The following is a 12,966-nucleotide window of genomic DNA, read 5'->3' on the forward strand; positions in this document are numbered from 1 at the left end:
CGGGAGCGAACCATGACTCAGCCACAGTTCTTCGCCACGCCCGGCTACGGCCCGTGGATGCTGGAGAACCGGCACTACCAGCAGGCCGTCCGGATCGGCGACCGGGTCGAGATCTCCGGCCAGGGCGGCTGGGACGACCAGTTGACCTTCCCCGAGTCGCTCGATGAGGAGATCGTCCGGGCCTTCGACAACGTCGAGCGCACCCTGGCCACGGCCGGGGCCACCTGGCGGGACGTCGTGTCCGTGGACTCCTTCCACGTGTCGGACTCCCCCGACGTTCTCAGCGAGGCGCACGGCCCGGTCATGATCGAGCAGCTCCGCAAGCGGATGGGTGACCGGTCGCCCATCTGGACCGTGCTCGGTGTCGCGACGCTGGCCGCGCCGAAGATGCGCGTCGAGATCCGGGTGACCGCCGTCGTGGGTCGTTCCTGACCGGTCACGATCCGCCACGACGCGGAACGCGTGCGCCGGGCCGGCCTCTCGCCGGCCCGGCGCACCCGCTTCAGCCGGCGCGGTTGTCGTACGACGCGCGGTTGGCGAACACGTCGTCCATGTGCGTCTCAGCCCAGGCCTTGAGACCGCGCATCATCGCCAGCAGGGAAAGACCGAGGTCAGTCAGCTCGTAGGAGACCGTCACGGGCACGGTGGGCGTCACGCGACGGGTGACCAGGCCGTCGCGCTCCAGGGAACGCAGCGTCTGAGTCAGCATCTTCTGACTTACGCCAGCGATCAGGCGGGACAACTCCGAGTAGCGCAGTGACCGCGGCTCGCCGGCGCAATCGGCGCCGGGCCGGGCCGATCCGCCGCCACCGAGCGCGGAGAGGACGAGGGTCACCCACTTGTCCGAAACCCGGTCGAGCAGTTCGCGGCTGGGGCAGCCGGCCAGGAAGGCGTCGTACTCGGCCTTGGCCTGGGCTCTGCGCTGCGCCGCCGAGGTCGTCGCCATCGCCGCGTCTCCCGTCATCTGGCCCGTTACGCACCTGGAAGTGCGTACTTCCTTCTGGGTAGTTACCCCCTCAGAGTAGAGCAGGCATCCGCAAGCCCTCCTTCCGAAAGACAGAGGCATCAACGTGCTCTCCTCCTCTTCGCTGCCCGGTGGCAGCTGGACCATGGGCGACCTGACCGTCACCCGATTCGGCTACGGCGCCATGCAACTCGCCGGTCCCGGGGTCATGGGGCCGCCCGCCGACCGCGCCGGCGCGCTCGCCGTGCTCCGCGAGGCAGTGGAACTCGGCATCACCCACATCGATACCGCCGGCGTCTACGGCCCGCGCGTCACCAACCAGTTGATCCGGGCGGCGCTGCACCCGTACCCGGCGTCGCTGCACATCGCGACAAAGGTTGGCGGAGCCCGCGACGAGCAGGGCGGCTGGCCTCCGGCCCGCAAGCCGCAGGACATCCGCCGATCCGTCCAGGAGAACCTGGAGGACCTCGGCCTCGAGGTGCTCGACCTGGTCAACCTCCGGCTCGGTGACGCCACGGGACCACAGGCCGGCTCACTCGCCGAGCCGTTCGAGGCGCTCGTCGAGCTCCAGCAGCAGGGCCTGGTCCGGCACATCGGGGTGAGCAACGCGACCGGGCAGCAGGTCACCGAGGCGCAGTCGATCGCGCCCATCGTGTGCGTGCAGAACGCGTACAACCTGGCGCTGCGGCACGACGACGAGCTGATCGACGCCCTCGCGGACCAGGGCATCGCGTACGTGCCCTACTTCCCGCTCGGCGGCTTCAGCCCGTTACAGTCCTCGGCACTCACGAACGTGGCCGCTCGGCTGGAGACGACTCCGATGTCGGTAGCCCTGGCCTGGCTGCTCCAGCGCTCGCCGAACATCCTGCTGATCCCCGGTACCTCGTCCACGGCACACCTGCGCGAGAACGTCGACGGCGCCGGTCTCGTCCTCTCCGACGAGGACGTCGCCGAACTGGACAAGATCGGCCGCTAGCGGCAGGTCAGCGCTGTCCGGACCGCGTCCTCGATTGCCCGGCCGGTACGTTGCCGGCGCCAACTCCAACGTGCGGAATTCCTAGTCATCTCGGTCCCGGCGAAGAAAGCCCGACAGCAGTTGCCGGAACTCGTGCGGGTGCTCGATCGCCGGCACGTGCCCGCATCGGCCGAACACATGCAGACGGACGTCGGCCAGGTGTGCGAGCAAGGGCTGGGCTGCCGTTTCGAGCGGGGTGACCCGGTCCTCGGCGCCGTGCACGAGCAGCACGGGCGCGCGGACCGCCGCCAGCGTCTGCGCCGAGAGGGTGAGGTCGTCGACCCATCGGGCCCGGGGTGGGGGGAACAACGACGCGTATGCGGCCGCCCCCGCTCGCATCGCGGCCGCCCGGGCGTCGACGGCCGAATCGGTCACGAGCGCCTGGTCGAGGACGAGGCGACTCAGCATGTCCCGCGCCCCGAGCGGGCCGGCGGGGGCGGCCCAGATCGCGTCGAGGTCGGCCGACAGCGGCGCCCCCGGGGCGCCCATCGTCGAGACCGCCACGACCCGGGTGACCTGCCGGGGGCGCGCGGCCGCCAACGCCAGCGCCACGGCACCGCCCATGGAGTGGCCCACCACGGCGTAGCGCTCGACACCGAGCGCCTCCATCAGGCCCGCGGCCTGCGCCGTCCACAGCCGGAGCCCGCCCCGGGACCCCGCCGGGGCAGGTGTACGGCCGAACCCCGCCTGGTCCGGAGCCACCAGGTGCCAGGACGTGCCCAGCGCCCGTGCCGTCGCCGCCCAGGCTCCGGGCCCGGTCGTGCCGGGCCCGGAGCCGTGCAGCATCAGCACCGCGGGCCCGGTGCCGCTCTCCAGGACGTGTACTCCAGACCCGTCGACCGGGACCGTCCGAAGTGCCGTCACCGGGGCGGGCCAGGGGTGCTCATGCCGATGCGGAGTTGACGGACTTCGAGAAGAGCTCCATCATCGCCCGGCCGAACTGCGGCATGTCGGGCCACCCCCGGCACGAGACGAGGTTGCCGTCCACGACGTCGGGAGCGTCGATGACCGTCGCGCCCGCGTTCTCCATGTCACCGGTGATGGGCGGGAAGCACGCCGTCTTCCGGCCCTTCAGGAGCCCGTACACCGCTGGTACCTGCGCGCCGTGGCACACCAGCGCGATGGGGAGGTTGCGCGCGAAGAAGTGCTCGGTGATGCGCCGGACGTCGGCGTCGACCCGGATCCACTCGGGGGCACGTCCCCCGGGGATGATGAGGGCGTCGTAGCGCTCGACGTCGACCTCGGCCCAGGGCACGTCGACCGGCAGCTTCCGGCCGTTCTTCTCCACGTAGGCGTCGGAGTTGGGGTCGAACTCGTGGATGACCAGCTGCACGTCACGCATCGTCCGTGACGAGACGTCGACGTCCCAGCCGCCCTCCTGCACGCGATAGTAGGGATACATGGTGTCGAGTTCCTCGGCGGCGTCGCCGGTCAGGAGCAGCGCTCTGGGCACCTGCTTCTCCTCGCATCTGGTGGCGGTGAGGTGGACGCGATCCAATCCGATCCGATTGGGCTAGCATTCCTCTGCCCCGCCCGCCCGTCAAGCCTCCACCCCCACCGGGTCCGCGTCCTCGACCTCGTCGAACAAGCGCCGGAAACGCTCGCCGGAGCGCAGGATGTGCCGACGCATCGCGTAGGCGGCGGCGTCCGGGTCACGCGCGGCGATCGCGGCCACGACGTCCTCGTGCTCGGCCATGGCCAGGTGGGTGACCTGGCTGTCGTGGTGCAGCCGGAAGAGGTGCACGTGGCTGTGCAGGCGAGCGAGCGCTTCCCGGATGACCTGGTTCTCCGCGCTCAGCGCGACGAGATCGTGGAAGGCGGCATCGCGTAGCCCGAAGGCGCCGTAGGCCGTGGGCCCGCTGCCCTCCTCCAGCTCCGCCATCTCCGCCAGCATCCGGCGCAGACCGGCCACCTGCGCCAGGGAGGCGCGTTCGGCGGATCTGCGCGCCGCGGCCGGCTCGAGGAGCAGGCGGACCTCGAGCATGTCCTCGAATCGGTGCCGGGTGATCTGCGGGGGAATGCGGTAGCCGGCATTGGGCACCCGCACGACCAGGCCCTCGGCCTCCATCCGGTTCAGCGCGTCCCGGATCGGCGTCTGCGAGACCCCCAGCTCTCGCGCCAGGACGTCGATCGTGACGCGGGAGCCAGGCTCGATCCGCAGCGACATCAGCTGTCCGAGCAGCGTGTCGTACACCTCGTCGGCCAGCCGGCCACCGGATCTGCCCGGCGGCGTCCCGCCCCTACGGCCCCGCGCGGGCATCGCATCGTCGTCCATCGTGACGAGAGGTCCTTTCTTGCGCCTTCGGGAACCTGTTGACATCAGTCACAGCGCTGCGACATGCTGACGCCCCCACCAGATCGTATAGGAAAACGTGGACCGAAGATCTTCTCGGTGCCATGCGGACCCGGTACATCGCGGCGTACTCGTGACGCCGGCCCGCAGGGCGACTCCCGCGACAGCCCGGCAACACGCCTGAACAACCCCGCAACCGCTCGGCGAAGCACATAGCGAGGCCACCGAATCCCCACCCGGAAAGCAGGCAAAAGATGCGGCATCCGAAGCGAATAGCGCGAATATCCACTTCTGGGCGAAAGGTACGGCTGGCGACGGCGGCCATGCTGCTGGTGGCCACGACCCTGACGGCCTGCGGCGGTGGCGGGGACGACGGGACGAAGGCGAGCGCTCCCAAGGCGCCGGCGACCATCCCGGAGCTCACCAAGGACCCGCTGACCCTCAGCTTCATCTGGTTCGACTGGCCCCCCGCCCACGCCCTCGAAGACTTCGCCAACGCGGAGTACAAGAAGGAGCGGCCGAACGCGACCATCAAGGTCAACACCGTGCCGAACGCGAACTGGCACGACGCGATGTTCACCCAGTTCGCCGCGCGCAAGACCGACTTCGACATCGCGATCCTGGACTCCCAGCACATCGGCGAGGCCGTGACGAACGGCAACATCCTCGACCTCACCGACTTCGTCAAGAACAACATCGACGTCAACGCCTACAACCCGTACCTGCTGGCGGCCTACGGCCAGTTCCCGCAGGCGGAAACCGGCAAACGCGACGAGAACGCCAGCCTGTACGGACTGCCGCTGCTCGGCGACACCTGGACGATGATCTACCGCAAGGACCTGATCGGCGACAAGCCGCCGCAGACCTGGGACGAGATGATCTCGGTCGCCGAGAAGTGCCAGGCGGACCACCCCGGCGTCAGCGGGCTGGCTTTCCACCAGGCCAACGGCTCCGACGCCGCGGCCGTCACCTACAACACGGTAAACGGCGTCTACGGCGGCAACCTCTGGGACGCCAAGACGCGCAAGATCGAGGGCGTCCTGAACGACGCCGCCGGCCAGGAGGCGATGGACGTCCTGGTCAACAAGATGAAGCCGCTGACCGCCAAGGGCTCCGGCAACTGGTTCATCGACGAGGTGAACGCGGCGGTCGCCCAGGGCAAGGCGTGCATCGCGTTCAACTGGATCGCCGCGAGCGGCGGCCTGCTCGATCCGAAGGAGTCGACGCTCGGCACCACGCGGGAGCAGATTCTCGACAAGCTGGGCTTCGCCACCCTGCCGAGCCAGAAGACGAACCTGGTTCCGCTCGGCGGCATGGGGATGCACGTGTCGGCCTACTCCCCCACGGCGAACCAGGCGGAGGCCCTGAACTTCATGAAGTGGTTCGAGCGGGCCGACATCCAGAAGAAGTGGGCCGCGGCCGGTGGCGTGCCATCGCGTACGGACGCCCTGGAGTCGCCCGAGTTCCTCAATGCCGGGCCGTTCAACCAGGTGTACACCGACTCGGTGCCGCGGATGCGGGACATGTGGAACGTGCCCGAGTATGCGCGCCTCGTCGACATCGAGAACACCAACGTGAACGCGGCTCTCAACGGCGCGAAGAAGCCGAAGGACGCGCTCGACGACATCGCCAAGGAGCAGCAGGCCGTACTTGACTCCAGCAGCCGCAAGGGCGGCGGCGGACTGTGAGTGCCCCCGTCCCTCTGACGACCGATCCCGGGCGGGTGGCGTCCGCGACGCCACCCGCACCGGGTCGGTCCCGCCGGCTGAGCGACCGCGGGCTCGCCGTGGCCTTCACCTCCCCCGCGCTGCTGCTGTTGCTCGCCATGTCGGTGTTCCCGTTGCTGTGGGCGTTGTACCTGTCCTTCACCGACTACTCGGCCACCCGCGGCGGGGCCGCCCATTTCGTCGGGTTCGGGAACTACACCGCCATCCTGACGTCGGCGCAGGTCCACCAGCGGGCCCTGACGACGTTGATCTACGTGGTCGGCGCGGTCACCCTGCAGACCGTGCTCGGTTTCGCCATCGCCTACCTGATCTCCCGGCGTACGCACGGGCGAGGGCTGCTGACCACCCTGTTCCTGGTCCCGATGATGCTGTCGCCGGTGGTGGTCGGGCTGTTCTGGCGATTCATGCTCGACGCGCAGTTCGGCGTGATCAACAGCATGCTCGGCTCGCTCGGCCTGGGCCAGGTGGAGTGGCTCACCCGGCAGCGCACCGCACTGGTCTCCCTGATCGTGGTCGACACCTGGCAGTGGACGCCGTTCATCATGCTCATCGCGCTCGCGGGCCTCACCGCGGTGCCCAAGTACCTGTACGAGGCCGCCTCGATCGACCGGGCGTCCGAGTGGTTCCGGTTCCGCACCATCACGCTTCCGCTGGTGTGGCCGCTGCTGCTCATCGCCGTGTTGTTCCGGGCCATCGAGGCCTTCCGGCTGTTCGACCTCGTCTACATCCTCACCAGCGGAGGGCCGGGCGTCTCCACCGAGACGTTGTCGTTCCACGTCTACAAGGTCGCGTTCCTGGGCTTCAACACCGGCACCGCCTCGGCGTACGGAATCCTCATGGTCCTCGTCGTCATCGTCCTCACGCAGCTCTACCTGCGCTATTTGAACAAGCTCAAGGAGGGCTGATGGCCGTCTCCGTCGACGAGGCCGTGTCCGCGGGCCCTGCCCGGGGTCGCCCGCCGGCCGCGCGCCGCCCGGGCGGCCGGGGCCGCTCCGTGCTGGAGGTCGCGCTGCTGACCGTGCTGGCCGTCGTGATGCTCTTTCCGGTGCTGTGGATGATCGAGACATCCATCAAGGAGAACCGGGACGTCTACGCCATCCCGGCCGAGTTCTTCGGCTTCACGGTCACCATGGACCACTTCAAGGACGTGTTCGTCGCCCCCGACGGCGGTCGCTCGGCCCTGTCCGTCGCGTTCCTCAACTCCGTCCTGGTCGCCGGGGCCTCCACCGTGCTCGCCACCGTGCTGGGCGTCCCGGCGGCCTGGGCCTACTCGCGCTTCGCCCTGAAGGCCAAGAAGGACCAGCTGTTCTTCATCCTGTCCACCCGCTTCATGCCGCCCGTGGTGGTCGTGATCCCGATCTTCCTCATGTACCGCCAGGTCGGACTCATCGACAGCAAGCTCGGCCTGATCCTCATCTACGCCGCGTACAACGTCCCGTTCACGATCTGGATGATGAAGGGCTTCGTCGACGAGGTGCCCGCGGAGTACGAGGACGCCGCCATGCTCGACGGCTACACCCGGCTGCAGGCGTTCCGGAAGTTCACCCTGCCGCTGCTCGTGCCCGGCATCGCCGCGACGGCGGTCTTCGCACTCATCTTCTCGTGGAACGAGTTCGTGTTCGCCATCTTCCTCACCTCCAGCGACAGCGTGCGGACGGCCCCACCCGCCATCGCCGGTCTCATCGGTGGCACCACCGTGGACTGGGGTCTCGTGGCCGCCGCCTCCGTGGTGTTCGCCCTGCCGGTGCTCGTCTTCGCCTACCTGGTGCGCAGGCACCTCGTCGCCGGCGTGACCCTCGGGGCGGTGCGACGCTGATGGCCGGCATCGAGGTGAGCGCCCTGCACAAGCGCTACCCGGACGGGACGGTCGCGGTCGATCACGTGGACCTGTCCATCGACGACGGCGAGCTGTTCGTGATGCTCGGCCCTTCGGGTTGCGGCAAGACGACCACGCTGCGGGCCATAGCCGGCCTGGAGAGGCAGACGACGGGCGACATCCGCATCGGCGACACGCTGGTCAACGACCTGCCGCCCGCCGAGCGCGACATCGCCATGGTGTTCCAGTTCTACGCCCTCTACCCGCATCTGCGAACCCGCGACAACCTGGCGTTCCCGCTGCGGGCCGAGGGACTGCCCAAGTCGGAGGTGCACGAGCGGGTCGCCGAGGCCGCCCGGCTGATGCGGCTCGATCCGCTCCTGGACCGGCGACCGCGCCAGCTGTCCGGCGGGGAGCAGCAGCGCGTCGCGCTCGCCCGCGCCCTGGTGCGACGACCGCGCGCATTCCTCATGGACGAGCCGCTCACCAACCTCGACGCGGAGCTGCGGGCGGACATGCGCACGGAGATCAAGCACCTGCAGGGGGAACTGGGGGCGACGATGGTCTACGTCACCCACGACCAGGTCGAGGCGATGTCGCTCGGTCACCGGATCGCCATCCTCAACAAGGGCCGCGTCGAGCAGATCGGCACGCCCCTGGAGGTCTACGACCGGCCGGCGAGTCTCTTCTGCGCTGCGTTCATCGGCTCCCCGCCGATGAACCTAATCGAGGTGGAGGTGGCCGACGGGAAGCTGCGCGGTCAGGGCGGACTGGTCCTCACGCCACCGCCCGGCCTGCCGCGCGACCGGCGCCTGGTCGCAGGCGTCCGGCCGGAGGCGCTGGAAGTCACCGCACCAGGGGCGGAACGGTCGGTCCCGGCCCGCGTCGTCTCGGCGGAGTGGCTGGGCGACGAGATCATCTACGTGGTCGACCACAGCGGCCAACGCGACGTACGGGTGCGGATGCCACCGACTGTCCGCTTCGCCGCTGACGCACCGGTCGGGCTGCGGCACACCGGCGGGACCCCGGCAGTGTACGACGTGCGCACGGAAGAACTGGTGGCCTGATGGGAACCGTGGCAGTGCAGGGGCTTCGCAAGTCCTTCGGCAAGGTCCAGGCCCTGGACGGGGTGACACTGGACGTGCCGGACGGCTCGTTCTTCGTCGTGCTCGGGCCCTCCGGGGCGGGCAAGACGACGACCCTGCGCGCGATCGCCGGCCTGGAGAAGCTCGACGCCGGGTCGGTGCACCTGGACGGGCGGGACGCGACCGGTGACACCCCGGCCGCGCGCGACCTGGCCATGGTCTTCCAGAACTACGCCCTCTACCCGCGACACACCGCGTACGAGAACATCGCCTCGCCGCTGCGGGCACGTCGCTGTTCGTCGAGCGAGATCGCCGCTGCCGTCGAGCGGATGTCGAGCCTGCTGCACATCGAACGTCTGCTGCAGCGTCGTCCCGCGCAGTTGTCCGGCGGTGAGATGCAGCGGGTCGCCCTGGCCCGGGCGCTGGTCCGTAGCCCGCGCGCGTTTCTCATGGACGAGCCGCTGACGAACCTCGACCTCAAGCTCCGCGTCGAGATGCGTACCGAGCTCACCCGCATCCACCGCAGCCTCGGCGCGACCTTCGTCTACGTGACGAACGACCAGGTCGAGGCCCTGTCCATGGCCGACCAGGTCGCGGTCCTCAAGGAGGGGAAGGTGCAACAGGTCGGAACGCCGACCGAGGTGTACGAGCGTCCCGCCAACCAGTGGGTCGCGGGATTCGTCGGGAGCCCGCCGATCAGCCTGCTCGCCTGCCACGCCGAGGGAGACCGGCTGGTCGGTGCGGACGGGTGGACGCTGCCGCGACCCCGCTGGACCACGGCTGAGGACGGACGTGCGCTGCTGCTGGGCCTGCGCGCGGAGGACCTGTCCGTCGAGCAGCGGGGGGACGCGTCGTTGTCGGGCGAGCTCTACGGGCTTGAGCCGCTCGGTGACCGAACGGTGGTCGACGTCCGCGTGGGAACGGAGATCCTCAAGGTCAAGGCCCGACCCACCGTCACCGGTACGCCGGGCGAGCGGCTGCACGTCACGGTCGACCTGGACCGTGCGCACGTGTTCGACGCGGACACCGGGCTGTCACTGTCCGAGGCCGGGCGGTAACCGCGCCGGGCGGCGACGGCAGCACGGGGCGATCAAGCCTCGGCGGACCGGTGAGCACGGCCTGCCGACGCTGCGACGGCCGTGGCCCGAGAACGCGATCGGTGGCGCGAGGCGTCGCCCTGCACATCACCAAGAAGATCACCGGAGGCGACGCGATGAGTGACCCGACGAACGTCCTGGCCCCCGAGCACCGCCGGCTCCGGATCGGCGACGCCTGGCGCGACGCCGCGAGCGGCGCCACCTTCGCCGTCGAGGACCCGGCCACCGGCAAGACCATCGCCGAGGTGGCGGACGCCGACGTCGTCGACGGGCTGGCCGCGCTGGACGTGGCGAGCAGGGCGATGGCGCAGTGGGCGGCGACCCCGCCGCGGAAACGGTCGGAGTTGCTGACCGCGACGTACCGGGCCCTGACCGAGCGGTCCGAGGAGGTCGCCCGGCTGATAACGCTCGAGATGGGCAAGCCGCTCGCCGAGGCTCGGGCCGAGGTGGCCTACGGCGCCGAGTTCTTCCGATGGTTCGCCGAGGAGGCGGTGCGCGTCGAGGGGCGCTACGGCACCGCTCCCGCAGGTGGCTATCGGATCCTCACCGTGCCGAAGCCGGTCGGACCGTGCGTCTTCGTGACGCCCTGGAACTTTCCGCTGGCCATGGGTGCCCGCAAGATCGCTCCCGCGCTGGCCGCGGGCTGCACGACGATCACCAAGCCAGCAGCCCAGACGCCACTGACCATGCTGCTCCTGGCCCGCATCATGGAGGAGGTCGGTGTTCCACCGGGCGTCGTCAACGTGGTGACCACCAAGCGCGCCGGCAAGGTGGTCTCCGCACTGCTGGCCGACAGTCGGACCCGCAAGCTCTCGTTCACCGGGTCGACCGAGGTCGGGCGCGTGCTGCTGCGCCAGGCCGCGGACAACGTCCTGCGTACCTCGATGGAACTGGGCGGCAACGCGGCCTTGATCGTGTGTGCCGACGCCGACCTGGACGTCGCGCTCGACGGCGCCATGGTGGCCAAGATGCGCAACATCGGGGAGTCCTGCATCGCGGCCAACCGGATCTACGTCGAGGAGCCGGTGCGCGAGGAGTTCACGGCGCGCTTCGCCGAGCGGATGGGCGCGCTGTCGGTGGGCCATGGCCTCGACGACGGCGTGGACGTCGGGGCGTTGATCGACGAACCCTCGGTCGCCAAGATCGACGAGCTGGTCGCCGACGCGGTCGACCGCGGTGCCCGGGTCCTGGTGGGCGGCGAGCGTCCGGCTGGGCCGGGCCACTTCTACCCCCCTACCGTCCTCGTCGACGTGCCCGACGATGCGCGGATGCTGCGGGCGGAGATCTTCGGCCCGGTGGCGCCGATCATCTCGTTCACGTCCGACGACGAGGTGTTGGCGAAGGCCAACGACACCGAGCACGGCCTGGTCGGATACGTCTTCACCCGTGACCTCCAGCGGGCGCTCCGGTTCGCCGAGGGGCTGGAAACGGGGATGCTCGGCATCAACCGTGGTCTGATCTCGGACCCGTCAGCCCCGTTCGGCGGCGTGAAGCAGTCCGGGATCGGCCGGGAGGGGTCGCACGAGGGCATCCTCGAGTACCTCGACCTCACCTACGCGGCGATCGACCTACCGTGACCGGCCTGCCACGCCGGGCGCCCGGTGCGCGCGCCCGCGCCACCCGGGCGCCCACCCTCGCCGACGCCGTCCCGGTCTCGCCGGAGACCTGGACGTCCGCCCAGCACACCGCCGCCGACGTTCCGGAGAGGCACCGACATGCTTGAGACCGTCCGCGGACCGCGCCAGCTGATAGTGGGCGAAGGGGTCGCGCAGAACATCCCACGGGTGGTGGCCGAGAGTGGCTCGCGAGTCCTCGTCGTGACCGACCAGGTTCTGCTGGGGCAGCCGGGCGTGGCCGAGATCGTGGCCGCCGTGCGGGAGAAGGTCGAGGTCGTCGAGGTGTTCTCCGACGCGACTCCGGACGTGCCACTGGCCGATGTCGCCCTGGCCGTCGCGGTCGCCGCCGAGGTGGACGCCGACGTGATCCTCGCCATCGGCGGTGGCACGGTGATCGACCTCGCCAAAATCGTCGGCGTGATCCGGCGCCACGGTGGGACGCCGCGCGACTTCTACGGCGAGTCGAAGGTGCCGGGGCCGACCATTCCTCTCGTCGCGGTCCCGACGACGTCCGGCACCGGCTCCGAGCTCACCCCCGTCTCGGTCTTGACCGACCCGGACCGCGAATTGAAGGTGGGGGTTTCCAGCGTCCACATCGTGCCCGACTTCGCCATCGTCGACCCCGAACTCACCTACACCTGCCCGGCGACCGTCACCGCCCACTCCGGCATCGACGCGTTCTGTCACGCGGTGGAGAGCTACACCGCACGACCCCGGGCCCACGGACCGCGCGACCCGGTGGAGCAGGTCTTCCTCGGCCGCAACCCGATCACCGACCACTACGCGCTCCTGGCCGCGGAGCGGATCGCCCGCAGCCTGCGTCGTGCGGTCCGGGACGGCGGCGACACGGACGCGCGCGCGGACATGTCCTACGGGTCCATGCTCGCCGGGCTCGCCTTCTCCCACGCGGGCAACGCGGCCCCGCACGCTCTCCAGTACCCCATCGGCGCCGCCACGCACACGCCGCACGGCCTGGGCGTCGGGCTGCTACTGCCCTACGCGCTGGACGCGGCCAGGGACGCCATCGGCGACCGGTTGGCCGTCCTCGCCCGGGTGTGCGGGCTCGACGTGGCCGACGCCTCGGACGCCGAGGCCGCGGACACGTTCCTCACCTGGCTCGACGGGCTCCTCGCCGACATCGGCATCCCGCCCACCCTGGCGGACATCGGCGTGGCACGCGCCGACCTCCCGCGCTTCGCGGAGATGGCCAGCGGCGTCACCCGTCTGATCCAGAACCATCCGGGCCCGACCGACACCGCCAGCCTGACCGCGATCCTCGACGCGGCCTGGACCGGGGACCGGACCCGACCCGTCCCGACTCCGAGCGGAAGTGACCGGCCCTTCACCTGAGCC

13 protein-coding genes are annotated in these 12,966 nt (G+C 70.1%); 9 read left to right on the top strand and 4 right to left on the bottom strand.

The genetic code is table 11. The features are described from left to right. Positions 1 to 12 precede the first annotated feature (12 nt). Positions 13 to 432: a Rid family hydrolase gene (locus K7640_RS01655; RefSeq protein WP_222952842.1), complete on the top strand. Its 420-nt coding sequence runs from the start codon at positions 13 to 15 to the stop codon at positions 430 to 432. 70 nt (positions 433 to 502) lie between these two features. Here K7640_RS01655 and K7640_RS01660 read toward each other — a convergent pair whose 3' ends face one another. Then, positions 503 to 946, bottom strand: a complete 444-nt coding sequence (locus K7640_RS01660; RefSeq protein WP_222952843.1) for a helix-turn-helix domain-containing protein — start codon at positions 944 to 946, stop codon at positions 503 to 505. Between the two features lie 124 nt (positions 947 to 1,070). Between K7640_RS01660 and K7640_RS01665 the strand changes: the two genes are divergently transcribed. After that, a complete protein-coding gene (locus tag K7640_RS01665) occupies positions 1,071 to 1,940 on the top strand; it encodes an aldo/keto reductase family oxidoreductase (RefSeq protein WP_308042398.1) in 870 nt (289 codons plus the stop codon). A gap of 81 nt (positions 1,941 to 2,021) precedes the next feature. On the opposite strand, the gene K7640_RS01670 is transcribed toward K7640_RS01665, so the two are convergent. The 3 genes from K7640_RS01670 to K7640_RS01680 all read right to left on the bottom strand — a co-directional run bounded on the left by K7640_RS01670 (position 2,022) and on the right by K7640_RS01680 (position 4,254). Next, on the bottom strand, positions 2,022 to 2,843 hold the full coding sequence (locus tag K7640_RS01670) for an alpha/beta fold hydrolase (RefSeq protein ID WP_222952844.1): 822 nt from the start codon (positions 2,841 to 2,843) through the stop codon (positions 2,022 to 2,024). A gap of 19 nt (positions 2,844 to 2,862) precedes the next feature. Then, complete coding sequence (locus K7640_RS01675) at positions 2,863 to 3,432, bottom strand: DJ-1/PfpI family protein (protein ID WP_222952845.1); 570 nt, start codon at positions 3,430 to 3,432, stop codon at positions 2,863 to 2,865. Between the two features lie 87 nt (positions 3,433 to 3,519). After that, complete coding sequence (locus tag K7640_RS01680; protein ID WP_255607736.1) at positions 3,520 to 4,254, bottom strand: GntR family transcriptional regulator; 735 nt, start codon at positions 4,252 to 4,254, stop codon at positions 3,520 to 3,522. 341 nt (positions 4,255 to 4,595) lie between these two features. Here K7640_RS01680 and K7640_RS01685 point away from each other — a divergent pair, with 341 nt between their 5' ends. The 7 genes from K7640_RS01685 (at position 4,596) to K7640_RS01715 (ending at position 12,963) form a co-directional block, all read left to right on the top strand. Then, positions 4,596 to 5,960 carry an extracellular solute-binding protein gene (locus K7640_RS01685; protein ID WP_255607738.1) on the top strand — a complete coding sequence of 455 codons (1,365 nt, stop codon included), beginning with the start codon at positions 4,596 to 4,598 and terminating at the stop codon, positions 5,958 to 5,960. Positions 5,961 to 5,995: 35 nt separating this feature from the next. Next, complete coding sequence (locus tag K7640_RS01690; protein ID WP_308042399.1) at positions 5,996 to 6,904, top strand: sugar ABC transporter permease; 909 nt, start codon at positions 5,996 to 5,998, stop codon at positions 6,902 to 6,904. After that, on the top strand, positions 6,904 to 7,815 hold the full coding sequence (locus tag K7640_RS01695; RefSeq protein ID WP_222952849.1) for a carbohydrate ABC transporter permease: 912 nt from the start codon (positions 6,904 to 6,906) through the stop codon (positions 7,813 to 7,815). The genes K7640_RS01690 and K7640_RS01695 overlap by 1 nt, the downstream gene beginning before the upstream one ends. Beyond that, the gene (locus K7640_RS01700; RefSeq protein WP_222952850.1) at positions 7,815 to 8,882 is read left to right on the top strand and encodes an ABC transporter ATP-binding protein; all 1,068 of its coding nucleotides are present in this window, start codon (positions 7,815 to 7,817) and stop codon (positions 8,880 to 8,882) included. The genes K7640_RS01695 and K7640_RS01700 overlap by 1 nt, the downstream gene beginning before the upstream one ends. After that, positions 8,882 to 9,958, top strand: coding sequence for an ABC transporter ATP-binding protein (locus tag K7640_RS01705; RefSeq protein ID WP_222952851.1), 1,077 nt, complete (start codon positions 8,882 to 8,884; stop codon positions 9,956 to 9,958). The genes K7640_RS01700 and K7640_RS01705 overlap by 1 nt, the downstream gene beginning before the upstream one ends. 155 nt (positions 9,959 to 10,113) lie before the next feature. Then, a complete protein-coding gene (locus K7640_RS01710; protein WP_222953123.1) occupies positions 10,114 to 11,574 on the top strand; it encodes an NAD-dependent succinate-semialdehyde dehydrogenase in 1,461 nt (486 codons plus the stop codon). Between the two features lie 138 nt (positions 11,575 to 11,712). Next, positions 11,713 to 12,963: an iron-containing alcohol dehydrogenase gene (locus K7640_RS01715; protein ID WP_222952852.1), complete on the top strand. Its 1,251-nt coding sequence runs from the start codon at positions 11,713 to 11,715 to the stop codon at positions 12,961 to 12,963. Positions 12,964 to 12,966 lie beyond the last annotated feature (3 nt).

It is taken from the genome of Micromonospora sp. PLK6-60, assembly GCF_019890675.1.
Lineage (GTDB): Bacteria > Actinomycetota > Actinomycetes > Mycobacteriales > Micromonosporaceae > Micromonospora.